This is a genomic window from Streptomyces sp. NPDC058662 (assembly GCF_042716255.1).
GTDB lineage: Bacteria > Actinomycetota > Actinomycetes > Streptomycetales > Streptomycetaceae > Streptomyces.
Map to the genome: position 1 here is coordinate 50,568 of NZ_JBHXRU010000004.1, position 24,483 is coordinate 75,050.

The 24,483-nt window shown below is 72.6% G+C and carries 25 protein-coding genes; 18 read left to right on the top strand and 7 right to left on the bottom strand.

Annotated features, from left to right (window positions below; genetic code table 11):
* From ACFWUQ_RS03135 to ACFWUQ_RS03150, 4 genes are all read left to right on the top strand, one after another.
* Positions 1 to 753, top strand: coding sequence for an amino acid ABC transporter ATP-binding protein (locus tag ACFWUQ_RS03135; protein ID WP_384532149.1), 753 nt, complete (start codon positions 1 to 3; stop codon positions 751 to 753).
* Entirely contained in the window at positions 750 to 1,982 is a 1,233-nt protein-coding gene (locus ACFWUQ_RS03140; RefSeq protein ID WP_384531954.1) for a M20 family metallopeptidase, read from the top strand. The genes ACFWUQ_RS03135 and ACFWUQ_RS03140 overlap by 4 nt, the downstream gene beginning before the upstream one ends.
* A 16-nt stretch (positions 1,983 to 1,998) precedes the next feature.
* Positions 1,999 to 3,294, top strand: coding sequence for a cyanophycinase (locus ACFWUQ_RS03145; protein WP_384531955.1), 1,296 nt, complete (start codon positions 1,999 to 2,001; stop codon positions 3,292 to 3,294).
* A gap of 112 nt (positions 3,295 to 3,406) precedes the next feature.
* The gene (locus ACFWUQ_RS03150; protein ID WP_384531957.1) at positions 3,407 to 4,279 is read left to right on the top strand and encodes a MurR/RpiR family transcriptional regulator; all 873 of its coding nucleotides are present in this window, start codon (positions 3,407 to 3,409) and stop codon (positions 4,277 to 4,279) included.
* A gap of 45 nt (positions 4,280 to 4,324) precedes the next feature.
* On the opposite strand, the gene ACFWUQ_RS03155 is transcribed toward ACFWUQ_RS03150, so the two are convergent.
* Positions 4,325 to 5,524 (bottom strand): hypothetical protein, encoded by a 1,200-nt coding sequence (locus tag ACFWUQ_RS03155; protein ID WP_384531958.1) that lies wholly within the window; start codon positions 5,522 to 5,524, stop codon positions 4,325 to 4,327.
* 187 nt (positions 5,525 to 5,711) lie between these two features.
* Between ACFWUQ_RS03155 and ACFWUQ_RS03160 the strand changes: the two genes are divergently transcribed.
* Positions 5,712 to 5,888, top strand: a complete 177-nt coding sequence (locus tag ACFWUQ_RS03160) for a hypothetical protein (protein ID WP_384531959.1) — start codon at positions 5,712 to 5,714, stop codon at positions 5,886 to 5,888.
* An 86-nt stretch (positions 5,889 to 5,974) separates the two neighbouring features.
* Here ACFWUQ_RS03160 and ACFWUQ_RS03165 read toward each other — a convergent pair whose 3' ends face one another.
* Positions 5,975 to 6,391, bottom strand: coding sequence for an ATP-binding protein (locus ACFWUQ_RS03165; RefSeq protein ID WP_384531960.1), 417 nt, complete (start codon positions 6,389 to 6,391; stop codon positions 5,975 to 5,977).
* Between the two features lie 299 nt (positions 6,392 to 6,690).
* Between ACFWUQ_RS03165 and ACFWUQ_RS03170 the strand changes: the two genes are divergently transcribed.
* From ACFWUQ_RS03170 to ACFWUQ_RS03185, 4 genes are read left to right on the top strand one after another with little or no spacing between them, the layout of a single operon-like run.
* The gene (locus tag ACFWUQ_RS03170; protein WP_384531962.1) at positions 6,691 to 7,035 is read left to right on the top strand and encodes an STAS domain-containing protein; all 345 of its coding nucleotides are present in this window, start codon (positions 6,691 to 6,693) and stop codon (positions 7,033 to 7,035) included.
* Complete coding sequence (locus tag ACFWUQ_RS03175) at positions 7,035 to 7,838, top strand: response regulator (RefSeq protein ID WP_384531963.1); 804 nt, start codon at positions 7,035 to 7,037, stop codon at positions 7,836 to 7,838. The genes ACFWUQ_RS03170 and ACFWUQ_RS03175 overlap by 1 nt, the downstream gene beginning before the upstream one ends.
* Positions 7,835 to 8,977, top strand: coding sequence for a PAS domain S-box protein (locus ACFWUQ_RS03180; protein ID WP_384531965.1), 1,143 nt, complete (start codon positions 7,835 to 7,837; stop codon positions 8,975 to 8,977). The genes ACFWUQ_RS03175 and ACFWUQ_RS03180 overlap by 4 nt, the downstream gene beginning before the upstream one ends.
* Positions 8,974 to 9,417, top strand: coding sequence for a response regulator transcription factor (locus ACFWUQ_RS03185; RefSeq protein ID WP_384531966.1), 444 nt, complete (start codon positions 8,974 to 8,976; stop codon positions 9,415 to 9,417). The genes ACFWUQ_RS03180 and ACFWUQ_RS03185 overlap by 4 nt, the downstream gene beginning before the upstream one ends.
* Before the next feature lie 83 nt (positions 9,418 to 9,500).
* Here the strand turns inward: ACFWUQ_RS03185 and ACFWUQ_RS03190 are convergent, their stop codons facing one another.
* Both ACFWUQ_RS03190 and ACFWUQ_RS03195 read right to left on the bottom strand, forming a co-directional pair.
* Entirely contained in the window at positions 9,501 to 9,962 is a 462-nt protein-coding gene (locus ACFWUQ_RS03190; protein WP_384531967.1) for a hypothetical protein, read from the bottom strand.
* A gap of 81 nt (positions 9,963 to 10,043) precedes the next feature.
* Positions 10,044 to 10,301, bottom strand: coding sequence for a hypothetical protein (locus tag ACFWUQ_RS03195; protein WP_384531968.1), 258 nt, complete (start codon positions 10,299 to 10,301; stop codon positions 10,044 to 10,046).
* 194 nt (positions 10,302 to 10,495) lie between these two features.
* Here ACFWUQ_RS03195 and ACFWUQ_RS03200 point away from each other — a divergent pair, with 194 nt between their 5' ends.
* The 8 genes from ACFWUQ_RS03200 (at position 10,496) to ACFWUQ_RS03235 (ending at position 18,749) form a co-directional block, all read left to right on the top strand.
* Entirely contained in the window at positions 10,496 to 10,768 is a 273-nt protein-coding gene (locus ACFWUQ_RS03200; RefSeq protein ID WP_384531970.1) for a DUF3253 domain-containing protein, read from the top strand.
* A 160-nt stretch (positions 10,769 to 10,928) separates the two neighbouring features.
* A complete protein-coding gene (locus tag ACFWUQ_RS03205; protein ID WP_384531971.1) occupies positions 10,929 to 13,427 on the top strand; it encodes an ABC transporter substrate-binding protein in 2,499 nt (832 codons plus the stop codon).
* 241 nt (positions 13,428 to 13,668) lie between these two features.
* Positions 13,669 to 13,950 carry a polyprenyl synthetase gene (locus ACFWUQ_RS03210; RefSeq protein WP_384531973.1) on the top strand — a complete coding sequence of 94 codons (282 nt, stop codon included), beginning with the start codon at positions 13,669 to 13,671 and terminating at the stop codon, positions 13,948 to 13,950.
* Positions 13,943 to 14,989 (top strand): polyprenyl synthetase family protein, encoded by a 1,047-nt coding sequence (locus ACFWUQ_RS03215; RefSeq protein ID WP_384531974.1) that lies wholly within the window; start codon positions 13,943 to 13,945, stop codon positions 14,987 to 14,989. The genes ACFWUQ_RS03210 and ACFWUQ_RS03215 overlap by 8 nt, the downstream gene beginning before the upstream one ends.
* Before the next feature lie 52 nt (positions 14,990 to 15,041).
* Positions 15,042 to 16,205, top strand: coding sequence for an oxygenase MpaB family protein (locus ACFWUQ_RS03220; RefSeq protein ID WP_384531976.1), 1,164 nt, complete (start codon positions 15,042 to 15,044; stop codon positions 16,203 to 16,205).
* A gap of 123 nt (positions 16,206 to 16,328) precedes the next feature.
* On the top strand, positions 16,329 to 17,285 hold the full coding sequence (locus tag ACFWUQ_RS03225; protein WP_384531977.1) for an ArsR/SmtB family transcription factor: 957 nt from the start codon (positions 16,329 to 16,331) through the stop codon (positions 17,283 to 17,285).
* Between the two features lie 194 nt (positions 17,286 to 17,479).
* A complete protein-coding gene (locus tag ACFWUQ_RS03230; protein ID WP_384531978.1) occupies positions 17,480 to 17,911 on the top strand; it encodes a hypothetical protein in 432 nt (143 codons plus the stop codon).
* Between the two features lie 307 nt (positions 17,912 to 18,218).
* Positions 18,219 to 18,749 (top strand): GNAT family N-acetyltransferase, encoded by a 531-nt coding sequence (locus ACFWUQ_RS03235; RefSeq protein WP_384531979.1) that lies wholly within the window; start codon positions 18,219 to 18,221, stop codon positions 18,747 to 18,749.
* Between the two features lie 377 nt (positions 18,750 to 19,126).
* On the opposite strand, the gene ACFWUQ_RS03240 is transcribed toward ACFWUQ_RS03235, so the two are convergent.
* The 3 genes from ACFWUQ_RS03240 to xylB all read right to left on the bottom strand — a co-directional run bounded on the left by ACFWUQ_RS03240 (position 19,127) and on the right by xylB (position 23,048).
* Positions 19,127 to 19,651: a hypothetical protein gene (locus ACFWUQ_RS03240; RefSeq protein WP_384531981.1), complete on the bottom strand. Its 525-nt coding sequence runs from the start codon at positions 19,649 to 19,651 to the stop codon at positions 19,127 to 19,129.
* A gap of 738 nt (positions 19,652 to 20,389) precedes the next feature.
* On the bottom strand, positions 20,390 to 21,604 hold the full coding sequence (locus ACFWUQ_RS03245) for an ROK family protein (RefSeq protein WP_384531983.1): 1,215 nt from the start codon (positions 21,602 to 21,604) through the stop codon (positions 20,390 to 20,392).
* 13 nt (positions 21,605 to 21,617) lie between these two features.
* The gene (gene xylB / locus ACFWUQ_RS03250; protein WP_384531984.1) at positions 21,618 to 23,048 is read right to left on the bottom strand and encodes a xylulokinase; all 1,431 of its coding nucleotides are present in this window, start codon (positions 23,046 to 23,048) and stop codon (positions 21,618 to 21,620) included.
* Positions 23,049 to 23,143: 95 nt separating this feature from the next.
* Between xylB and xylA the strand changes: the two genes are divergently transcribed.
* Entirely contained in the window at positions 23,144 to 24,316 is a 1,173-nt protein-coding gene (gene xylA / locus ACFWUQ_RS03255) for a xylose isomerase (RefSeq protein WP_384531985.1), read from the top strand.
* The last annotated feature ends 167 nt before the right edge of the window (positions 24,317 to 24,483 follow it).

Consider the following 24,483-nt stretch of genomic DNA (forward strand, 5'->3'; position numbering starts at 1 on the left):
ATGGTGCGGGCCGAAGGCGTCACCAAGAACTACGGCAAGCTCGACGTACTCAAGGGCATCGACCTCACCGTCGAACGCGGGCAGGTCTGCTGTTTGCTGGGCCCCTCCGGATCCGGCAAGTCCACCTTCCTGCGCTGCATCAACCACCTGGAACGCATCAACGGGGGCACACTCACCGTCGACGGCGACCTCGTCGGCTACCGCCGCCACGGGCACAGACTGCACGAGCTGCGCGAACGCGAGATCGCCCAGCGGCGGCGCGACATCGGCATGGTCTTCCAGCGCTTCAACCTCTTCCCCCACATGACCGCGCTGCAGAACATCACCGAAGCACCCGTCAACGTCGCCGGCACCCCCCGCGCGCAGGCCGCGCACGAAGCGCACCGCCTCCTTGAACAGGTCGGGCTCGGCGACCGCGCCGACCACTACCCCGCCCAGCTCTCCGGCGGACAGCAGCAGCGCGTGGCCATCGCCCGCGCCCTGGCCATGAAACCCAAACTGATGCTGTTCGACGAGCCCACCTCCGCACTCGACCCCGAACTGGTCGGCGACGTCCTCGACGTCATGCGCACCCTGGCGGCCGAAGGCATGACGATGATCGTCGTCACCCACGAGATCGGGTTCGCCCGCGAAGTCGCCGACACCGCCGTCTTCATGGACGAGGGAGTCGTCGTCGAAGCGGGCGACCCCCGCCGCGTCCTCGTCGAGCCCGAGCAGGAACGCACCCGCGCGTTCCTCTCCGCGGTCCTGTGACCGCCGCCCTCGGCAGGCAGCTGCACGCGCACACGCTGCGCAGCAGGGCCGACGCCCGCCACGCCGAATACCTGGCAGACCTCAGCGCCCTCGTCGCCATCGACTCCGGCTCCTACAGCCCCGACGGCATCGACCGCGTCGCCGCATGGCTGCAGGCCCGCCTGCGACGGATCGGCTTCACCACCGAGCGCACCGCACTGCGAGAACACCGCGGCCGCCCCCTCGGCGACGTACTCGTCGCCCGCAAACAAGGGACCCTGCCCGCCTCCGCAGGAGGGCGGCGCATCCTCCTCGCCGGCCACATGGACACCGTGTTCGACGACGGCACCGCCGCGGCCCGGCCCTTCACCCTGGCCGGATCACTGGCCCACGGACCAGGCGTCAGCGACGACAAGGGCGGCCTCCTCGCCGGCCTCACCGCCCTGGAGATCCTCGAAGAAGCCGGCTTCCACCAGTACGCCGAACTGGTGTTCCTCGCCACGCCCGACGAGGAGATCGGCTCTCCCGGCAGCAGCGAGACCACCCGGCAGACCGCCCGGGGCATGCACTACGCCCTGGCCCTGGAGTGCGCCCGCGAGAACGGCGACCTCGTCATCGCACGCAAAGGCGTCGCCGACTTCCTCATCACCGTCACCGGACGCGCCGCCCACGCCGGCATCGAACCCGAACGAGGCGCCCACGCCGCCCTGGCCGCCGCCCACCTCACCCTCGGCCTCCAAGCACTCAACGGGCAGTGGGACGACGCCACCGTCAACGTCGGCATCGTCCGCGCCGGCACCCGGGCCAACATCGTGCCCCCGCGGGCCGAACTCCACGTCGAGGTCCGCGCCGCCACCGCCGCAACGGTGCGGCGCGTCCGCTCCGCCATCCACGAGCTGGCCGGCCGCACCGACGTACCCGGCACCACAACCCACGTCCAGCAACTCGACCTGTGCCCGCCCATGGAGGACACCCCCGCGAGCCACCGCATGTTCGATCTCGCCCGCGCCGAGGGCCGCAAGCTCGGCCTGCACTTCGGAGCGACGGCCACCGGCGGCGTCGGCGACGCCAACACCATCGCCGGCGCGGGCGTACCCGTGCTCGACGGCCTCGGCCCCGTCGGCGGAGCCGACCACACCCCCGAGGAATGGCTGGACACCGACTCCATCGCCCCGCGCATCGCACTGCTCGCCTCGCTGATCGTCTCCCTCGCCGACGACCGCAACCCCGCTCCCACCCCCCAGCCCTGACCCGCAGGAGGACCTCGTGCGCCACCCCGCCACCCCGCCCCGACGCGCCGTTCTCGCGGCCGGTGCCGCCGGCCTCGTCCTGGCCCTGACCGCCACCCCCCTCACCCACGCCGCCCACCACCCCGAGCCCCCCACCAACGGCTCCCTGGTACTGGTCGGCGGCGGCCTCAAGGCGGACAACACCGCCGTGTACGGCGAGATCATCAAGCGCGCCGGAGGCCCCGGCGCACGCATCGGCGTCATCACGGCGGCCTCCGTCCCGGCCAGCCAGGACCCCCACGCCGACGACCCCCGGCTCTGCAGCAACTCCGCGTGCAACGGCGCCTACTACGCGGACCTCTTCAAGCAGCACGGGGCCGCCGACGCCCAATGGATTCCCATCGACCTGGACCACATCGCCGCCGCCGACTCCGGGGAGGTCGTGGCCCGAATCGCCGGCATGACGGGCTTCTTCTTCGGCGGCGGCGACCAGTACCGCTACATCACCACCCTCCTGAACGGCGAGCGGCACACCGACTCCAAGGCCCTGGCTGCGATACGCGCCAAGCTCGCCTCCGGAGCCGTCGTCGCCGGCTCCTCCGCCGGCGCCCAGATCGCCGCGGGCCGCGACATGGTCACCGGCGGGGACTCCTACCGGGGACTGCGCGACGGAAGCACCCCCGGCTACTTCGACGACCCCGCCCGCCTGGGCTACCTGCCCGCCGGCGGTTTCGGCTTCCTCACCTCGGGACTCATCGACACCCACACCGGCGCCTACGGACGCGAAGGGCGAGCCCTGCGCCTGGCCGCCGACACCGGCCACGACCGCGTGTACGGGCTGCAGGAGAACACCGCCCTCATCGTCGACCGCCCCGGCACCGCGACCGAACACATCACGGTCCGCGGCGACAACGGCGTCACCATCATCGACCTGCGCCGAGCCCGCACCCAGACAACGCCCCAGGGTTGGTCGCTGCACGGCGCCCGCTACCACCACCTCACCGACGGCGACCGCTACAGCGCCCACACCTGGACCATCCACCCCGGCGCCGGCAAGCGCCGCCTGCACGCACTCGGGTGGACCCCCGTACCCGCCAACGCGGACGTCTTCCACTCGGCCGACCATCCCGAGGGCCACGCCTACTCCCTGCTCGGTACCGCCCGCGCCCTCGCGGCGACCCGCGCCCAGCGGACCGCCACCGCCACCACCCACGAAACCGCGCCCCGCTTCACCGTCACCCTCACCAAGGCCGGCCCGTACGCGACCTGGACCACCGACGGCCGCACCCCGGCCACCATCACGGGACTCGACATCTCCGTCGCCGCCCGGTAACACCCCGCAGGGCTCCCGGCGGGCGGCGGCCCGCCGGGACACCGCATCCGCCGGGCCGGCGCACTAAGCTCGGCGGGTGCGGTCCGCACCACCAGGAAGGACTCCCCAACCGATGAGCAGCACCCTCGCCGACGACATCCGCAACAGACTCGGCACCCTCAGCCCCGCCGAGCGCAAGGTCGCCCGCGTGCTCCTCGCCGGATACCCCTCCGCCGTGTTCGAGACCGTCGCCACCATCGCCGAACGCGCCGCGGTCTCCGCCCCCACCGTGCTGCGCTTCGCCGCCCGCCTCGGCTACCGGGGCTTCCCCGAACTGCAAGCCGCCCTGCGCACCGAACTCGACGCCCGCAACGCCTCCCCCCTCACCCTGTACGAGAGCACCGACTTCGCCCGCGACGGCGAAGCGCGGGACGGCAGCCGTCCCGGCGCCCTGGAGCGGGCACGTGCCGTACTGCCACCCGCCCTCGTGCAGACCTGCGCCGAGATACCGCCCCACGACTTCGAACGCGCGGTGACGCTCCTCGCGGACCGCAAACGGCACATCACCCTCGTCGGCGGCCGCTTCACGCACCTGCTGGCCCAGTACCTCGGCCTGCACCTGATGCAGCTGCGCCAGGACGTCCGCGTCCTGCCCGACCGCCCGGTCGAACGCACCGCCGCCCTGGCCCAACTCACCAAGCGCGACGTGGTGGTCCTGTTCGACTACCGCCGCTACGAGGACGACAAGACGGCCATCGCCCAGCTCGTCCGCGAGAACGCCGGCAAGGTGATCGTCTTCACCGACCCCTGGCTCTCACCCGCCGCGACCCACGCCGACGTCGTCCTGCCCAGCCAGGTCGGCACCCTGTCGCCCTACGACAGCCTCGTCCCCACCCTCGCCGTCGTCGAAGCCCTGGTGGCAGGCGTGATCGACGCGCTGGGATCCGGAGCGCACCAGCGGATGAAGAGCTACGAGGAGGTCGCCCGCCGCTCGGGACTGGTCTGACCCTCCGCGGCCGGTCCCCGGCCGCGGCCCCGAACCCGGGATCCCCTACGGCCGCCCCGGGACCAGGGCGTGGAAGTGGGCCGCCGCGCGCTCAGCCACAGCCTCGACATACGGCACGTAGGCGTCGGGATCCGCGTGGTCCGTCATCGGGAAGGTCAGGTGGTCGCGGCCGCCGCCGAGCGGGCGGGAGGCGATGATCTTGAAGTCGAGCAGCCTCTCCGCGAACTGCTCCGTGCTCGGCTTGGCCCACTCGTACGTGTAGCCGTAGCCCCCCGGGGGCCGCATGATCTTGAGTTCCGAGGCGAAGCCGAACGCGCCGCGCGGGTCCACGGTGAAGATCGTGTCGGAGGGCAGCGACAGGTAGTAGTGCCAGCTGTTCTCGTCGACGCAGCCCGGCGGTACGTCCGGCGGCGTCCGGAGCCGGGCGGTGGAGGGCAGGTCCGACCAGTCGAAGCGGATCCGCCAACCGCGGAGCACCTCCACGGGCTTCCCCCTGACGGCTCCGGCGCCGGGCCGGCCCGCCTCCTCCAGCGCCGCGGCCGTCGCGGTGACAGCCTCGATGACTTCCCGCACGGCCCGTGCACGCGCCTGCCTGTTGCGCTCCGACGCGCGTACGCCGTCCCACCACACGGCGGGATCGCCCACCGCCGCGTGCACCTCGGGGGGCCAGGTCGCGGGCTCGTCACCACGCGCTGCCATCCGGCGGGGGCTGAGGCCTCCGGACAGCGGCTGGTCGGCCACCTGCTGCCGCTGCTCCCACTCCCGGAACCGGGCCCGGACAGCCATCCGCTGCCGCTCAGCCTCCTGGTAGGCACGCCTCCGCTTCTCCCGCGTACGGGCCTCCCGCTCCGCGAGGCGCGCTTCGACGGCGTCCCGGACCGGCTGGTAGGCCTCCACCGCGGGCCGTACCCGCTCTTCGAAGGAGGCGTCGGCCGCGTCGTACCGCATCCGCGTCCGGCGGTGTGTCATCGGCAGGTCCCACCGCCGGATACGCCGCTGCGCCTTCTTCAGCTCCCTCTGCTCCGCGGCGATCCGCTGAACGAGGAGCGCGGCGGCTGCGGACCAGGCGGCGATCTCCTCGGGCGTGCCGTCCACGTCCACATGACGGGGCATCGACGTGTGCCCGGCGCCCAGTGCGTCCTGGACGTGGTCGGCCGGCAGCTCGGGCTCCCGGGGGAACCAGTACACGGTGATGTCGAGGTCCGCGCCGAGCCGCAAGCCCCGGTACGAGATCTGTAAGGCCATCCGCCCAGAGTGGCACCTCCCCGCACCCCGCGACCGGCGTTCCACAGGATCGAAGGGGAACCTCCCCGGCCCCCCGTGGACGGTGCCGGTGAGTCGAGAGCCGCCGCGACGGTCGGGGGTGCGGGAAAGGGCTGCGTGGGCCCGGGTTGCGGGGGCATACGGCTCTTACCTTCTGGAAGGAGCAGTGATGCTGGGTATAGCGGCCGCCGTGCTGTTCTTCATCGCGTTCTTGATCAACGCGGCGGAGATCTCGACGAACCACGTGTTCTCGTCCGGCAATTTCATGATCTTGGGCCTGATGGTGCTGGCCCTCCACGTGGCCGGAATCGGCAGCGGCTGGAGCGGACGCGCCCGACGCCGCTGACACCGTACGAGGGGCCTCGGCCCGCGTACGCGGACGCGCGGGGGAAGGTGGTTCGCCGTCTTCCCCCGCGGCGTGTGCGGCGGGGACTACCAGTCGAGCTCCGCGTGGACGGACTTCCCGTCGCGGCGGGGGACCACCCGCACCAGGCGGGCGAGGCTCTGGACGATGGACCAGCCGCGTCCGCCGGTCCGGTCGGGCGGCCTGGAGTACGGCAGGCGGGGGCTCGTGTCCCGCACGGTGATGCCGACCCCGCGGGGGAGCAGGCCGAGCTCCAGGACGGCGGGCCCGGGCGCGTGGCGGACGGCATTGGTCACCAGTTCGGATACGACCAGCAGGACGTCGTCGTGAAAGGTGTGGCGAGCCTGCGGGGCGGTCGGGACGTGGTGGCGGAGAAAATCGTCGGCGGCGTCCCGGGCCGCTGCGATGCAGCCGGGCGCTCCGCTGAAGTCCACGCACACCTGCACAGGGCGGGCGTCGTGCGGGGTGGCCGGCGGGAGCTCCATCCCCACTCCCTCTCCACTTCGGCTGAGTGCCTCACTGTCCGGGCGCCTCACCGCTGCCCGTGACCCCTTCGTGCCACCGGGGCGCCCGTCGGTCGACTGCGCCCCCAGGCAGCAGGGTACCCAGCCGACGCGCGCCATCCGCAGGTTCGTATCCCTTGCCGTCCTGTCCTTATGGGCAGGTTTGGACGTGCACGTGGTGATCCGTTCCGCACAACGGGTTCCTTTCTAGTGCAGATTCACTACTCTTGCCTGGTGCTCACTACCCAGCCCGGGGGTCGCCGCATGAGGGAAGACGCACGGTGACCGGCCCGGCGTTCCAGGTCGGCCCCGCGATCGACGCCGACACCGTCCGCCTGCGACTCGTCGGCGCCCTCGACCTGGAAGCCATCGCGCGACTGCGCGTCGCCCTCGCCGACTGCCTCGCACGGCGCTGTGACCGCCTGGTGCTCGATCTCCGGGACCTGCGCTTCTGCGACTGCGCGGGGCTCAACGTACTGCTGGAGGCCAAGGCCGCAACCGATAGGATCGGCGCCGACCTGCGCGTCGAGGGCGCCGACGGGCAGGTGGCCCGGCTCTTCGCCCTCGCAGGCGTCACCGAGCTGTTCGCCGAGAGCGTGCCGCGTCTACCACCGAGGACGGCCTGATGCCTTCACCCCCGCAGGCCCCACCGGCCACCGCGCCGGCCCTCGCCGCCGCGCGCATCACCATCCTGCTCGTCGAGGACCACGACATGGTGGCCGAGGCCATCCGGCTCGCCCTCGACCGCAGCGACGACCTGGACGTGGTCGGCCGCAGCCTGTCCGTCAAGGACGCGCTGACCGACGCCGCCCGGCTGCGCCCCGACGTGGTGGTACTGGACCGGCGGCTCCCCGACGGCGACGGCATCGCCGCCATCACCCGGCTCAAGGCGGCGGCCCCCGGGACCAGGGTGCTGGTACTGACCGGCGAGGGGACGCCGGCGCTGGCCGCACGCGTCGCCGGGGCCGGCGGATCGGGCCTCATCCTCAAGGCCGGCAACCTGGCCGAACTGCGCAACGGCGTACGCCTGGTGGCGGCGGGCGAAGTCGCCTTCCGCGAGGGCCAGCCGGACGCGGGCGGAGGCCTGATCGGTGCCGGCCTGCCGGGCGCCGGTGAGGGATCGCCCGAAGCGGCGCCCGGCGCGACGTCGGACCGTGCGGCCGGCCGGGCAGCCGACCGGGGCACCGACACCGACACGGGCACCGGCCGGGGCACCGACACGGACACCGGCCGAGGCGCCCTCACCCCGCGCGAGCGCCAGACCCTGGAGCTGCTCGGCGACGGCCTGGGGGCCGCCGAGATCGGCCGCTGCCTGGGAGTCGCCCTCAACACCGCCCGGAACCACATCCAGCGGGTCCTGGAGAAACTCGGCGCCCGCTCCCAGCTGGAAGCCGTCGCGGTGGCCCGCCGCAAGGGCCTCCTCCGGTGACCGGGAGCGACCCCGTCGAGGGCGGCGGCACCCTCGCCCCGACGGAGACGGCGTTCACCCTCCTGGTCACGAGCGTCCTCGACTACGGCATCTTCATGCTCGACCCCGAGGGCCACGTGTCCAGCTGGAACGCCGGCGCCGAACGGATCAAGGGCTTCCGGGCCGCGGACATCATCGGCAAGCACTTCTCGGTCTTCTACCCGCCCGAGGACATCGCCGCCCGCAAACCCCATCTCGAACTGGAGGCCGCCATCGCCGACGGCCGACTGGAGGACGAGGGCTGGCGCATCCGCAAGGACGGCACCCGCTTCTGGGCCAACGTCGTGATCACCCCCCTCTTCGACGAGAGCGGCGAACTGCGCGGCTTCGGCAAGGTCACCCGGGACATGACCGAGCGGCGCGCCGCCGAGCAGGCCCTCAGCGAACGCCGCCGCCTGTTCGCCCACATGGTGCAGGCGCAAGAGCTGGAACGGCGCCGCATCGCCTGGGACGTCCACGACGACTCCATCCAGGCCATGGTCGCCGTCGGCATGCGGCTGCAGCTCCTCGCCGACCGGGCGGACGGGCCCCTCGCGAGCGAGATCGCCCGGCTCGACACCTCCGTACGGGAGGCGGTCGGCCGCCTGCGCAACCTCACCTTCCGCCTCCAGCCGCCCGGTATCGACCGGCACGGACTGGTCGAGGCGCTGTCCCAGCACCTCGCCGACGTCGTGACCGGGGACTGGGGACTTGAGTCCCGCCTCGAACACAACCTCGTCCAGGAACCGGCGCCCGAGACCGCGATCACCATCTTCCGCGTCGTGCAGGAGGCACTGCTCAACGTGCGCAAGCACGCCAGAGCCCGCGGCGTACGGGTCAGCGTCACGAGCGAGAGCCGCGGCCTGCTGGTCCGGGTCGCCGACGACGGCACCGGACTCCCCGCGGTCACCCGCAGGGTGCACGAGCACTTCGGGCTGATGGAGATGCGCGAGCGGACCGAGACCGCGGGCGGCTGGTGGACGCTGCGCAGCGAGCCCGGCACGGGCAGCACCGTGGAGTTCTGGGTCCCCGACCTGCCGTCCGGTGTGCTGGACGAGCCGATGCCCGGCGCACCGGTCATGAGCTTCGACTCCCGTACCGCTCCTGCGGAGCCGTCGTGACCCCGGCCGACGCCCCGCACGTCCCCCAAGGCCGTGTGCGGGTCCTGATCTGCGACGACAACGACATGCTGCGCGCGGCCCTGTCGGAGGTCATCGAGGCCCAGCCCGACCTCACCCTGGCCGGCGGCGCGGCCGACGCCGACGAGGCGATCCGGCTCGCCACCGTCCGACGGCCGCACGTCGTGGTGCTCGACGTACGCTTCCCCGGCGGCGGCCCGTACGCGGCCCAGCAGATCATCAGCGCCGTCCCCGGTGTACGCGTCCTGGCGTTCTCCGCGTACGGCGACCAGGGCCCCCGCACCGAGATGGCCGCGGCCGGTGTCGCGGGATACCTCGTCAAGGGCGCCACGAACGCCCAACTGCTGGCCGCCGTACGGTCCCTGGGAGCCGAGGCCCGCGCGTCCGCCGGCCCGGCCGCCGAAGGGGGCGCCGCCCTCTGAGGCCCGGGCCGCAGCCGGGCGCGGCGTACGCGTCCCGAGGCCCCGCGGCTGCCCGGGCCCGGCCGGGACGCCCGGGGGCCGGGTCAGGCGGGACGGCGGTCGCCGTCCCCGTCGCGCGGCAGGTCGGCGGCCGCGTGGTGGGCGAGGACGTCACGGGTGGCCTGGCGTTCGGCTTCGGCGATGGCGGTGGGGTGGACGTTGATGACGCCGCCGAAGGGCCGGTCGACGTCGCGGATGATGCAGAGCGTCGCGGTGAGCAGCGCGGTGATCACGGTGAGGGTGATGAGCTGGCCGCGGTTGTTCCTGCGGGGGATGCAGATGCCGAGGGCCATCACGGTGATGACGAGGATGGCGAGCAGGAACCAGAGGATGGCGCTGGGGATGCTGGCGGTTGACTGGGTGAGGCGTTCCTCGCGTTCCTCGGAGCGTTTGTTGCCGGCGGCGACGAGCATGCCGCAGGCCGGTTTGCCCTCCAGGGTGCGGAAGGTCCGCCGGAAGTCCGTCGACCACACGCTGGGAGCGGCGGAGCCCGTGCCGTCCGCCATGGCGGGCCATTCCTGGGTGCGTACGGCGCGGGCGTAGCAGACGGCGGAGGCCTGGATCTGCGTCCGCTGGGTCTCGGGCGCCTACTCGGCGCTCTCCACGAGCTGGTCCAGGGCGCGGGCCTCGCCGCGGGAGGCGACCTCGGCCTTGCCGTAGGAGCCGTTGGCGGTGACCAGGACGAAGGCCAGCAGGAGGACGGTGAGGGTGAGCAGGGGGCCGACGAGGTCCTTGACCGCCATGCCGGTGTCGTCGTCCTCGCTGAGCAGACGGGGACGGAGGTAGCGGTTGGCGGCGAGTCCGGCGAGGAGTGCGAGAACGGCGACGACGATGACGAGGACCACAGCTGCGTACCTCCGAAAGCGGGGCGGGCGTGCGTGTGCGGGGCGGCGGGCGCGCCGTGATCCTGCCGGGGCCGCCGGCGGTCGGGAACAGCGGATCGTTCGCTCGCCCTCGCACGGGGGACCCGCCTTGAGCCATTGGGCGGGAAGGTGCCCGCCGACCTGGCTGCCGCCGTCGCCGGTGTGACACTGGAGGAGTGACCGACAACGCGGAGCGGACCGAGCGGCGCCTGGAGCGCGTGATCCTGGAACTGCTGGAGCGTCGAGGACCCACCGCGACGATCTGCCCCTCCGACGCCGCGCGGGCGGCGTACGCGGGGCACGGCGACGGCTGGCGCGCCCTCATGGAACCGACCCGGCGCGCGGCCCGGCGGCTGGTCGCGGCGGGCGAGGTCGAGATCACCCAGGCCGGCCGCCCCGTGAACCCGCAACAGGCCCACGGCCCCATCCGCATCCGCCGCACCCGCTGACCCGGTCCCGTAGGCGCACGGCCCCTGCGCCGCGGTGCAGGCGCGGCCCCGGCGCCGCTGAGCGGTTCCGACCGCGCGGGCGCGGCGGGCGCCGCGGCGGCCGGGCGGGGTCCTGGCAACCCCCCTGCGTCAGCCAACACGGCACTACTAGAGTGTGCGCGTGACCGAGCAGAATCCCGAACTCATCGCCGGCCGGTACCAGCTCGTCGAACGCATCGGCCAGGGCGGTATGGGCCGGGTCTGGCGTGGCCTCGACCAGCACCTTTTCGGACGTGAGGTCGCCGTCAAGGAGATTCTCTTCCCGCCCGGGATGGACGACGGCGACCGCGCCGCGCTGCTGCGGCGGTTCACCGGCGAGGCCCGCGCGGCGGTCACTCTCAGCCACCCCGGGATCATCACCATCCACGACGTCGTGGACCACCACGGCGCTCCCGTCATCGTCATGGAGCTGATCCGAGGCCAGTCCCTGGCCGCCGCCATCCGCGACCGGGGCCGGCTGCCTGCGCGGCGGGTGGCCGAGATCGGCGCGGCCGTGCTCGACGCGCTGACCGAGGCACACGCGGCACGGATCATCCACCGCGACATCAAGCCGGACAACGTGCTCCTGACCAAGGACCGCGTCGTCCTCACCGACTTCGGCATCGCCCACCTCGCGGACGCCACGACCAAGCTGAGCCACAGCGGAATCGTCATCGGCACACCGCAGTACATGCCGCCGGAGCAGCTGGAGGGCAAGCGCCCGACCCCCGCCAACGACCTGTGGGCGCTCGGCGCCACCCTCTACCACGCCGTCGAGGGGCGCCCGCCGTTCGACGCGGAGGGCCTCCACGCCCTCGCGGTGGCCGTGTTCACCCGACCGCACCGGCCGCCGGTCCACGCCGGCCCGCTGGCACCCGTACTGGACGCGCTCCTCACCAAGGACCCGGCGCGGCGCATGGGCGCCGCGGAAGCGGCCGAGATGCTGGCGGCGGCGCTGCGGTCCTTGCCGCCCCTGGCCGACGCAGCCACCGGGCGCGGGACGGGGCGGGACCCCGCGCCCGACAGCGGCACCGGGAACGCCCTCCCTCCCGTACCCGCACCCGTACCCGACCCGAGGGCGACCCCCGCACCGGCACCCGACGCGGCGGCCGAGCACGCCTCGGCGCCGACGGAGCCGCAACCGCAGTCGGAGCAGGAACCCCCGACGGTGCCGTCCCCGCAGACCCCGACGGTCCTGGACCCGAGGTCGAGCCCCGACACCCCGCGCGGACCCGTACCGGACCGGCCGACCACCCCGCCCGCGCCCGTACCGGACCGCCCGACCACCCCGCCCGCGCCCGTACCGCGGGCCGAGGACCCGGTCACGCTCGGTCCGACGGCCGAGCTGGAGCCCGGCGCACGGACGCCCGCCCGGCGGCGGGACCTCGGCCGGCGCTCCCTGATCCTGGGCGCGGCGCTGGCCACGCTCGCCACGGGCTCCGTCCTGACATGGTCCCTCACCCGGGACAACGACGAACCCGGCGGCGGCGGCGACAGGCCGGCCGGAAACGGCGCGCCGGCCTCCGTCACCGTGGTGATCGGGGTGGACGCACCGCTCAGCGGCGGGCTGTCCTCGATGGGCGCCGGCGTCAAGAACGCCGCCGACCTGGCGGTCAGGACCGCCAACGAATCCCGCCACGTCCCCGGCGTGAACTTCGAGATCAAGGCACTCGACGACGCGGCCGACCCCGCCAAGGGCGCGCCCAACGCGGCACAGTTCATCGACGACGAGAAAGTGCTGGGGGTCGTGGGACCCCTCAACTCCGTCGTCGCCAAGACACTGGTGCCCCCGCTCGCGCGGGCCGGCATGGCAAACGTGTCACCTGGCAACACCGACCCCGTTCTGACGCTCGGCCCCGACTGGGCGTCGGGCACCACATCCCGCCCGTACTCCACCTACTTCCGCACCATCGCCACGGACGTCGACCAGGGGCCGTTCGCCGCCCGCTACCTGCACGGCAAGGCCAAGAAGACCAAGGTCTACGTGGTGGACGACGCGAGCGCCCACGGCACCTCCCTCACCTCGGGCCTCACCGCCGAGTTCACGAAGCTCGGCGGTACCGTCGTCGGCACCGAGCAGGTCGACCCGGCCGAGCGCGCCTTCGCGGGCCTCGCCGAACGGGTGCGGTCCTCCGGCGCCGACGCCGTCTACTTCGGCGGCTACTACGACACCGCGGCGCCGCTCTCCCAGCAGCTCAAGGAGGCGGCGGTCACCGCGCCCCTGATGGGCGGCGACGGCATCTTCGACCAGCAGTACCTGCCGGCGAACCCGAAGGCCGAGGGCGACCTCGCCACGAACATCGGCGCACCCGCCGAGGAGTCGCCCGGGGGGCCGGACTTCCTCGCCCGGTACGGGAAGGCCGGGTACCCGGAAGCTGCCGGCTGGTACGGCCCCTACGCGTACGACGCGACCTGGACCCTCATCGAAGCGGTGAAGGCCGTCGTCACGGCCAACGGCGGCACGCTCCCGGGCGACGCCCGGGCGAAACTGGCGCCGGCCGTGTCGGGCCTGTCCTTCGACGGCGTCACGGGCCGCGTCGCCTTCGACGCGAACGGCGACACGCTCAACCGGCGGCTGACGGTGTACACGGTGAAGGCAGGCAACTGGGCGACCGTGACGAGCGGTTCCGCCACCCGCTGACGCCGATCGCGGCACTCTCGGTACGGGAGCGTGCGCCCCCGGCACCTCCGGTACGAGGGGCGCACGCCCCCCCGTACGGGTGACGGCTGCCCGTTTTCGGCGGGGCGCGCGGCGTCGCCCCCGACACTTGCCGAGTCGGGTTCCGGCAGCCGGGGTGGCGGCGCGGCAGGACCGCCCCTGCTCCTCCTCTGCCGTCGGGGCCCGCGCCGGGACGAGCCGTGCCCCGCAGAGGAGACATGCTGTGACACACACCGAACGGGGCCCGGGCCTCGCCGAGGACGCCGTGGCACTGGTGGCAGGCCTCGCCGACCTGGCGTTCAGCGGACTGAGCAGCGCGGTGGGGGGAGTCAGCGGTCTGCTGCGCAGAGCCGACCTGGGGGAGCTGCTGGCCGACGGCCAGGAGGAGACCAAGGCCCGCGGCCGCCTGCTCCTCGACCGGCACGCGGCAGCGGCACCGGCCCACCTGGAGGTCCTGGCCCGCGCGGTCGCCGAACGCCGTCGGGCGGAGAACGGCCGTGAGTGAACGAGAAGAGCACGCCCTGCTCAAGGAGCGCGTCGACCAGGTCCTCAGCGCCTTCGTCACCGCGGAAGCACAGGCCCTGACCGCCATCGACCCCAGCCTCGCGCCGGTCGCGGAGCAGCTCCACTCCGCCACCGGGTACGGCAAACGCCTCCGGGCCGCGTTCTGCTACTGGGGCTGGCGCGGGACCGGCCAGCCCGACAACGACGCACTGGTGCGCGCCGCCGGCGCGATCGAACTCGTCCACGCGGCCGCCGTCGTCCACGACGACCTGATCGACCACAGCCGCACCCGGCACGGCCGCCCCACCGCGCACATCGCCTTACGGGAAACCCTCACCACCCGACCCAAGGCCGGCGCCCGGACCCTGGCCATGCTGGTGGGCGACCTGTTGCTGTCGATGGCCGGCCAGCTGTTCACCACCTCCGGGCTCCCCGGCGCCTTCCTCAGCAGGGCCCGGCCGCTGTGGGCCGTACTGGCCCGCGAACTGGTGGCGGGGGAGTGCCTGGAGGTCATACGCACCGGCTGCGCACCGGATCCGGACGCCTCGGTGAAGGTGATCCGCTACAAGACCGCCAAGTACACCGTCGAACACCCCCTGCAGATCGGCGGCCTCCTCGCAGGCGCCCCACCCGCCCTGCTCCGGGCGTACAGCGACTACGGGCTGCCGCTGGGCGAGGCCTTCCAACTGCGCGACGACCTGCTGGGCCTGTTCGGCGACCGCGAGCAGACCGGCAAGGACCCGGCCGACGACCTCGCCTCGAACCGTCCCACCGCGTTGATGGCGTACGCACTCGCCCGCGCCACGAAGACGGAACACGCCGAGCTGCACCAGCTGCTCGGCCGGACGGACCTCACCGAGCGGCAGGTGGAACGCGTCCGCCGCATCGCCCACCGCACCGGAGCCGTCACCCGCGTCGAAGACATGATCACCGTCCGGCTCCGCCAAGCGCACGAAGCCCTGGCCGCGGCCGACCTGACCAGCGAGGCCCACCGGGCCCTGACGGCACTCGCGACGCACGCGACCACCCGAACCCGCTGACCCCCACGCCCACCCCCACCCCCACCCCCATCCTCGTCCCCCGGAGCAGCACATGACCTACACCCCGGCAGCCATGGACGCCCTGCGCACCCGAGGGGACGAACTCGCCGACGCCACCGTGGCGGCCCTGTTCGAGCGCGGGGAGGTCCGAAAGTTCAACACCCTCATGCGCTACGTCTCCACCGTCGGCCAGGACCTTCCCGAAGGCCTGCCCGACGTCGCCCGCGAGTACCTGCACGCCACCGGTTCACCGCCGGACTGGGTGGACTGGGGCGAGATGGAGCGGGCCCGCCTGTTCTTCATCGACAACAACGTGCACATCTCCACGGCCCTGTCCTTCGCCTCGATGCCCGCCTGCTACGTGGTGCCGCACGTCGCCCGACTGCTGTCGGCCACCCACTCGTTGAAGTACCCCTCCAAGCGGATGGCCGAGACGGGCCAGTTCACCGTCTACCTCATGCGGCCCGACGCGTTCGAAGCGGGCAGCCGCTTCCTGCCCGCAGCCCAGAAGGTGCGCCTCCTGCACGCCTCCATCCGCCACCACCTCAAGCGCGAGGACCGCTGGGACACCGCCGCGCTCGGCACGCCGATCTGCCAGGAGGACATGATCGGCGGGCAGATGATGTTCTCCATCCAGGTCCTCGACGCCCTGCACCGCCTCGGCATCCACATGAGCAACGAAGGCGCCGACGCGTACTACTACGCCTGGAAGGTGGTCGGCGCCATCCTCGGCGTCGACCAGGACCACGTCCCGCAGAACCTCCAGGAAGCCCGCGCGTTCTCCGACCTCTACATGACCCGCCACATGGGTCCCAGCGAGGAGGGCGCCCAGCTCACGCGCCAGCTCATCGACCTCTACGAGGACGTCGTGCCCGGCACCTTCTTCGACCCGGTCGTCTCCGCCCTGATCCGCTACCTCATCGGAGACACCTGCGCCGACTGGCTCCAGGTCCCCCGCACGTCCTGGGACGCCGTCGTCAAGACCGCTCCTGCCCTGCTGGGGGTACTGGAGACCATCGAGGACCACTCTCCGCTGGCCGCCTGGGCCCTGGACCGGATCGGGCACCTGACGAGCGTCCTCGAACTGTCCTCGCTGACCCGCGGCCGCGTCATGCACTACGCCATCCCCGAACAGCTCAAGAGCGACTTCGGGGTCAGCACGACGGTGCCGCCCAAGAGCCGCTGGACCCCACCGCCGCCGACCGTCTCCGCCTGAATGCCGGATCGGGCGCGGCGGGTCGGGGCATGCTGGGGGTGCGCTGGGGCGCTCTACTCAGGTAGCGGGGGTTGGTCGGTGTTACGCATTCACTTCACGGCGGAAGACCTTGCCCGGACACGGGTGGCGGCGACGATCGGTGTCGCAGCGGAGATCTACGGCAGCCTGGAGATGCTGAGGGAAAAGCGGGACCTCCTTCATTTGAGCGCATGGCGGTCAGCGGTCGCCGGCCGGATGGGAGCGGACACGCGCCCCCTGACCTCCCTGGTTCCGGTGCGCGGTCCCGGGCTCGATCTGTTCGCTTTGATGGGTGATGTGCCCTCCGTGGACCACGCCGTGGACAACCTGCTGCACGCCCCGGTGTCCCGGCTGCGACGCGAGTTCGAGGGACTCGAATTCCACCCCGGACACCTGCCGTGGGCCAGGCGGGTGTCCGAGGGCGACCGTGACGCACGGCGGGAGCTGGCCGAGGCCGTACGCGCCTGCCATCGGCTGACTGTGGAACCGTACTGGCGGCAAGGGCAAGCGGAACTGGTCGCACTGTCCACCCGCGGCGCGAACCTCGTGTTGGAGGGCGGCATCGACCTACTACTGCGATCGATCGGCGCACCCCTCGTCCGATGGCGTCCGCCGGTGCTCGAAGCCCCCTACCCGCGCCGGGTCGAGGTACGTCTCCAGGGAAGGGGGCTGATCATCACCCCCACGATCTTCTCGAAGCATCCGGTGAGCCTCCTGTGGGACCCGCTCGATACCACCCAGCCACCCCGGCTGACCGTGCCGGCCCTCCGCCGCCCGCTGACCGGCACCGAACCGGCGGAAGCGGACGCCTCCGCCCTGCGGAACCTGGAGTCCCTGCTCGGCCGCACGCGAGCTGCCGCCCTGCATGCGACAGCGGAAGGCAGCACGACGACCGAGCTGGCCCGCCGCCTCAACGTCACGGCCGCGGCGGCCAGCCAGCACGCGACCGTGCTCCGGAACACAGGCCTCATCACCACCAGCCGCCGAGGCGGCTCCGTGCTGCACCTCATCACCCCGCTGGGCCTGTCCCTGTTACGGCCCGACACCCTGCCGCAGGGGTGACCCCCCGAGGGCGCCATCGAACTCCGGTGACGAGGCGTGCGAGGCGTGCAAGGCGCCACACCTGCCCTCATGACTTACCGTCATAGCCCACCTTTAAGCCGTGACTTAACAGGTGGGCCACAGTCGGCCCGCCCGCCAGGATGTGAGCCGCAACCGACCCACTTCGACTACCTCACACCCATCCTGGAGTTCGCATGCAACGCCATCTCGCCGCCGCGCTCGGTTCCGTTGTACTGACCGCCGGCACCTTGCTGGGCGCTCCCGCCGCCAGCGCGCAGGTCGCCGCCTACCCCGTCACCCCTTACGGCCCCATCGCGGTCGGGAACACGTGGACGAAGGGCACGATCACCTGGTACAACCGGTCGGTCGTGGTGAAGGGGACGCACAAGTCGGTGAGCTCGGCCGGCCCGGCCTACTGCCGTCGCACCTGGGCGTACACCTACGACGCCAACGGCACGCTGCTGGGCTCGGCCGGCTCCGCCCCGTCTGACACGGCTTGCGGCACAACCGAGGACTTCGCCTTCCCCGTTCCGGCCGATGTCCCTGGCGGAGCCGCGCGCGTGTACGTCTGCCTCGACGACGGCAACCTCAAGGACCTGCGCTGCGACCCTTACTGGCGCCCCTGACCCCTCCGACCGCGCGCACGGCGCAGCCGCCGCCGAGGCAGGCCCGCACCAGGGCTCCCGGGGTGACCGTACCGGCCACGAAGCCGACCTTGAGTTCGTCGCGAGTGGGCATCTGGCCGGTGGGGTCGCCGACGGAGGACGACGTGGTGCCCGGCTCGGTCCGCGATTGCTGGGGGTTTAGCCCTGTCCCGGGGCAGCTGATCTGGGGTGTGCGGCGGCCGTTGACCAGCCCGAGGTGTTCTCACGGGCGGTGCTCGGTCGGGATATTCGCTGGTCGCCGCTTGTTGCTGGTGGTCATACTGCCGCGATGGATCCAGTGATTCTTGAGACCGATCGTCTGGTGCTGCGGGTCTTCACACCTGCCGACGTGGATGCCGTGTACGAAGCCTGCCAGGACGAGGACATCCAGTTCTACACCCCGGTGCCGGTGCCGTACCGGCGTGCGGACGCGGAGAAGCTCGTCGGTGAGAAGCTGCCCGTCCAGTGGGCCGAGGACAAGGACTACACCCTCGGCGCGTTCCGCAAGGACACCGGCACCCTGGTCGGCTCGTACTGCCTGACCCTCATCAGTCGCGGTGTCTGGGAGCTCGGTTACTGGGCGGTCAAGGAACAGCGCGGACGCGGGTACTCGGTGGAGGCCGCTCGGGCACTGTGTGAATGGGGCTGGGCCACCCTTGACGTGCACCGCATCGAGTGGTGGGCCATGGCCGGGAACACCACATCGCGTGCCGTCGCCGAGAGGCTCGGCTTTACCGTCGAAGGAACACTGCGCAATCGCAGCATCGCCAACGACGGCAAGCCGCATGACTGGTGGGTGGGCGGACTGCTGAGGCCCTGATGCTCGGTCCGGTGCTTCGCCGGCCCCGTTGCTCTCCTGCAGGTCCTGCCGAGGAGCCCCACCCACTGATCATCGGGCAGTGGTGTGCGGACGCAGAGATGTCCATTCCCCTGCACCCGTTTCCTGCCCCAATGGGGACGGTCCGCCGCCGCGACACCGCCGGCGGCAGCAGCGCCTCCCGCTGGGCGGCGGTGGACGCCGACGGATAGGCGCTGCGCGCCGGCCCTGCTCTACCGCTCGGGCAGACCGCAGACCGCAGACCGCAGACCGCGTCCGGCCTGCCGGTGCTCGTCACACCCGTGGCCGCCCCGGACCGTTCGCGTGCCGGGTCCGGGGTGGCACAGGGGGCGGCAGGCCGTCAGCGACGTTCCCAGTCTTTAGACGGGGGTGCTGGGCAGGGCGGTGAAACCGGGCGCGCAGGCGGCCGCCAGGTTCGACGGGGTGAAGGGAACGCCGTTGGTGGTGCAGCGGGCCTCGTACAGGACGCCGTCACTTCCCAGGAGGGTGACGAAGAGCCGCCCCGGGTTCTCCTCGGTCACGGCGACCGACGTGTCGAAGGTGCACCGGGGTCCGCCGGGGAGCAGGGCGAGGTTGATCCACACTCCGGGGTTGCGGCTGTCGTTGAGGAAGGCGTGACCCTGCTGGTCGGTCGCGGCGCGGAACACCGTCTCGAACAGGGGGGACGAGGCATAGTCCACGACGGTGGAACTCACATCACGACTTGTGGTGCAGCGTCGGCTCGAATCATCGTCCACCGCGACCGGCGAAGGCTTGGCAGTCTTCGCGGGGGCCTTGGGGTCAGGGCCTGCGTGCGCGGCGGCGGACGGGGCCACCAGGGCACCCGCGAGCAGGGCTACCGACACCGCCGCGGCGCTGCGCGCAGCCCAAGGAAGCTTCCTCATGCGATCTCCTTTTTCGTCAGCGCAGGCCGACCGACACGGGAAGTAGTCGTCACGCCTGCGTTACATGCGAAGACAGGAACGCGACCCACGCGCCGGGCGAGGTATGGCATACGCCAGGAACAACGCGTGACTCGCGGGCTGCTTCGTCTCGCCCCGAACATCGCACGCAGCCCGCACCCGGAACCGCACACCACTCCGAATATTCATTCGTGTGAGGGGCTCACCCGGAACCACTTGGCGGCATGCCGCCAAGCGCGCCGGAGTAAGGGCGGCAGTGGCTCGGGCGAGGCGTCGGGCGAGGCGTGGATTCCGCCTCCCGGCGACGGCCGCCCGTTATCCCGTGCCCTCACGCGAAGCGATCAGGCGATCGACGTGACCACCCTCGGGACGGCCCTGATCCTGGCGACCGACGCCCTGACCGAGTGGGTAGAGGCCGGCTGCCCGCCGCCCGCGCATGTGGCCACACAAGCCCCGAAGCGCGCTGAGCCGGCTCGAAGTCGCCCGAGAATCGCTCGGCACGTACATCGTGGGCCGACTGGCCGCGCTCGGCGTGGAGATCCTCTGCTGCCACAGCACCAAGCGGCCTCGGAGAAGGTGGGTCACGTCCACGCGCCGCCCGGCACGGCACCGCGCCGCGTTGTCGCAGAGCCCGAGTGCGCCCAGTACCAGGGCACTGCTCCGCCCTGCGATGCACCGCTCCGGGCGACGCTGCAACGCACCCCACGTCCCCGAGGCCGCTCAGCGTCCAGGCAGGCGAGCGGGATCGGCGATGATCTGGCGGACGGTCCGCCATGCCGCGCCCAGCACCGGTCCGCGGCGCCCCAGGGCGGAGGGGCGCACCGCCTCCGGGGGCCAGGGTCGGACGGTGACCCGGACGGCGAGTTCGGCGCGTACCGACGGGAGGAGCCAGTCGGCGAGTTCGGCGTAGGCGCCGCCGAGAACGAGGCTGTCCGGGTCGATCAGGTTCACCGCCGAGGTGAGGCCGAGGCCCAGGGCCCGTCCCGCGCGGTCCAGCGCCCGCAAGGTCGAGGCGTCCCCTGCGGCGGCCCGCTCGGCCAACAGGGCCACCGGGTCGCCGCCGACGTGCCCCAGCCCGGCCTGGCGCAGCACGGCCGCTTCGCCCGCGTACTGCTCCAGGCAGCCGCGTGCCCCGCAGGCGCAAGGGAGGCCCTCCGGGTGGACGGGCAGGTGGCCGAGTTCCCCTGCGAAGCCGCGGGCGCCCCGGAACAACTGCCCGCCCATGACCAGTGCGGCACCGATTCCGGCCTCGGCGGAGACGTGTACGAAGGTCTCGGCGGGGTTTCCCCGGTGCCACTGCTCGGCCAGCGCCCCGAGGTTGGCCTCGTTCTCCGGATCCGGCACGGTGTCGGGGTCGGGCCAGTGGTCGGCGAGGCGGACGGCGTGCCAGCCGAGGTTGGGCGCACGCTCCACCAGCCCGCGCGGCTCGTTCGGCACCACCCCCGGCACGGCCAGTACGCGACCCTCGACGCGCAGCCCGAGGGCGGCGGCCCCGGACTCCGCCTCGGCGCCCAGTGCGGCGGCCTCCGCCAGCACCTGTCCGGCCGGCCGGCCCGCGTTGGCCCGCTCCACGCGACGCCAGACCCGGGGTTCACCGCGCAGGTCCACGACGCACGCGGCGAGGTGGGTGACTCCGATCTCCAGGCCGAGGCCCGCGGGACCCCGATCGTTCAGGGCCAGCGCCCGTCCGGGGCGGCCGACCCGTCCGCTGGGCGGGGCTTCCGTCTCGGTCACGGCTCCGCGATCGATGAGCTCGTCGACCATGGAGGAGACGGCCGGCCTGGTCAGGCCCGTGTGCCCGGCGACGTCCGCCCGAGAGAGCGGGCCGTGCGCGGCGACCGTACCGATCACCACCGCGAGGTTCTGCCGGCGCATCCCCTGCTGTGAGGCGGGCGCGGTCTCCAGGCCACCGCTCGCCCTCCCGATCCCCGCCATGGAGCCGACCCTCCTATCGTCGTGCGGGCGGGGCCTCCTGCAGGGCCCGCGCCCGCCGCAGCGTACTGGTGATCCGTTCGAGCGTGTCGTCGTCACGGGGTACGGGCTCCAGTACCCGGCCCCCGGCGGTCCGCCAGCGCCGGGCGACGGCGTCGGCGGGCTCACCCGTAAGCAGTGCGGCGGCCTGGGCGGCCGCCCCGAGCGCGACCAGTTCCCGGGCCTCGGGCACCTGGACCGCTCGGCCGGACAGCCGCAGGACGGTCCGCCGCCAGGCCTTGCCGCGGGCTCCGCCGCCGATCAGGAGCAGGGGCACGTCGGGGGCGGGGTTCTCGCCTCCGGCGCGCAGCACGTCGTCCAGCGCCGCGAGCAGGGCTTGGGCAGCGCCGTCGTAGGCGGCCTGGAGGAGCTGTCCCGGCGTGGTGTCGTGGCGCAGGCCGTGGACCAGGCCGGACGCGTACGGGAGGTTGGGAGTGCGTTCACCGTCCAGATGGGGGAGTACCACCACCGTGCCGCCTTCCTCGACGTCCTCGCAGTCGCGGCCGACGAGGGCGGCGAAGCGTTCGACAGCGAGGGTGCAGTTCAGCGTGCAGGCGAGCGGCAGCCAGCCGCCGAGAGCATCGGCGAAGCCGGCGACGGTTCCGCCCGGGTCGGCAGGCCGGCTGCGGCCGACGGCGTAGACGGTGCCGGAGGTGCCGAGGCTCAGCACCGGCCGGCCGGGTGTGAGGCCCAGGCCGAGAGCGGCGGCCATGTTGTCACCGGTCCCGGTGGCCACCAGAGCGCCCTCGCGCAGCGGCATCCCGGCTCGGACGACGCCCGCCCGGGCGCCGGGCGGGAGGACCTGTGGCAGCAGCCCGGGATCGAGGCCGATCCGGCCGAGGACGTCCTGGTCGTAGCCGTCCGGGCCCCACCAGCCGGTGCCCGACGCGTCACCGCGGTCCGTCACCGCCTCACCGATCAACCGCTCCGTCAGAAAGTCGTGGGGAAGCCGGACGGCCGCGACGCGGTCGGCGACGGCCGGCTCGTTGGCGCGCAGCCAGGCCCACTTGGCGGCCGTGAAGGCGGCCGTAGGGACGCTTCCGGTACGGCGGGCGAGCTCTGCCGTACCGAACGCGGCTGCGAGTTCGGCGGCCTGCGGAGCGGAGCGGACGTCGTTCCACAGCAACGCCGGACGCACCGGCCGGCCGGCCGCGTCGAGGGTGACCAGGCCGTGCTGCTGGCCGGCGATCGAGCAGGCGGCGGCGCGATCCGCCCAGCCGGTGCCTGCCATGGCATCGCCGAGCGCCCGCCACCACTGTTCGGGGTCGCTCTCGCGTCCGGCGCCCTTGCTGACGGCGTGCGCGGCCCGCCCCTCGCCCAGGACGGCGCCGGTGTCCAGGTCGACGGCGAGGGCCTTGGTGCACTGGGTCGAGCTGTCGACACCGATCACGACACGCTGAGCAGACATGCGTTCCTCCGGTGGGGTTCCTTCTGGCGTCCCGGCATACTAATTTGTTTTCCGTCATTACAAATAGCCCTCTCGGCTCGGATCCGGAGCGCCCCATGACCAGCGACCCGCTCGTCCCCACTCCCGCGCACAGGTTCACCTTCGGCCTGTGGACCGTCGGCTGGCAGGGCCGGGACCCCTTCGGCGACGCCACCCGACCCGTCCTCGACCCGGTCGAGTCCGTGGAGCGGTTGGCCGAGCTCGGCGCCTACGGTGTCACGTTCCACGACGACGACCTGATCCCCTTCGCGGCCGGTGACACCGCACGCGAGCAGGCGGTCAAGCGCTTCCGCACCGCACTCGACACGGCCGGGTTGAAGGTGCCGATGGCCACCACCAACCTCTTCACCCACCCGGTGTTCAAGGACGGCGCCTTCACCGCCAACGACCGGGACGTCCGCCGGTACGCGCTGCGCAAGACGATCCGCAACATCGACCTGGCCGTGGAACTCGGCGCCACGGTCTACGTCGCCTGGGGCGGCCGCGAAGGTGCGGAGTCGGGCGCGGCCAAGGGCGTGCGCGCCGCCCTCGACCGGCTGAAGGAGGCCTTCGACCTGCTGGGCGAATACGTCGACAGCCAGGGATACGACCTGCGCTTTGCGATCGAGCCCAAGCCCAACGAGCCGCGCGGCGACATCCTGCTGCCCACCATCGGCCACGCCCTGGCGTTCATCAACGAGTTGGACCGGCCCGAGCGGGTCGGCCTCAACCCCGAGGTCGGCCACGAGCAGATGGCCGGGCTGAACTTCCCGCACGGCATCGCCCAGGCCCTGTGGCACGGCAAGCTGTTCCACATCGACCTCAACGGCCAGACCGGCATCAAGTACGACCAGGACCTGCGCTTCGGCGCGGGCGACCTGCGCCAGGCCTTCTGGCTGGTCGACCTGCTGGAGTCGGCCGGCTACGACGGTCCCCGCCACTTCGACTTCAAGCCGCCGCGCACCGAGGACTCCGCCGGCGTCTGGGCTTCGGCGGCCGCCTGCATGCGCAACTACCTGCTCCTCGCGGAGCGCTCCCGTGCCTTCCGGTCCGATCCGGAGGTCCAGGCCGCGCTCGTCGCCTCCCGACTGCCCGAACTCGCCCTTCCCACCGCCGAGGACGGCCTGGCCGGGCTACTGGCAGACCGGTCCGCCTTCGACGAGTTCGACGTCGATACCGCCGCCCACCGCGGCATGGCCTTCGAACAGCTGGACCAGCTCGCCCTCGAACACCTCCTCGGCGCCCGCTGAAAGAGCGTTCCATTCCGGGGGATGAGGCCTCGAAGACTCCCGGACCTCCCGATCAATCTCACCTGCCGCGTCGGCCGCCGCCTGGACCCGCGGGTGTGGACGCTCCCACGTGGTCACCGCAAACCGAAACGGGCGCCGTCCACTCCGCGTGCGGGGTCTGCTCACTG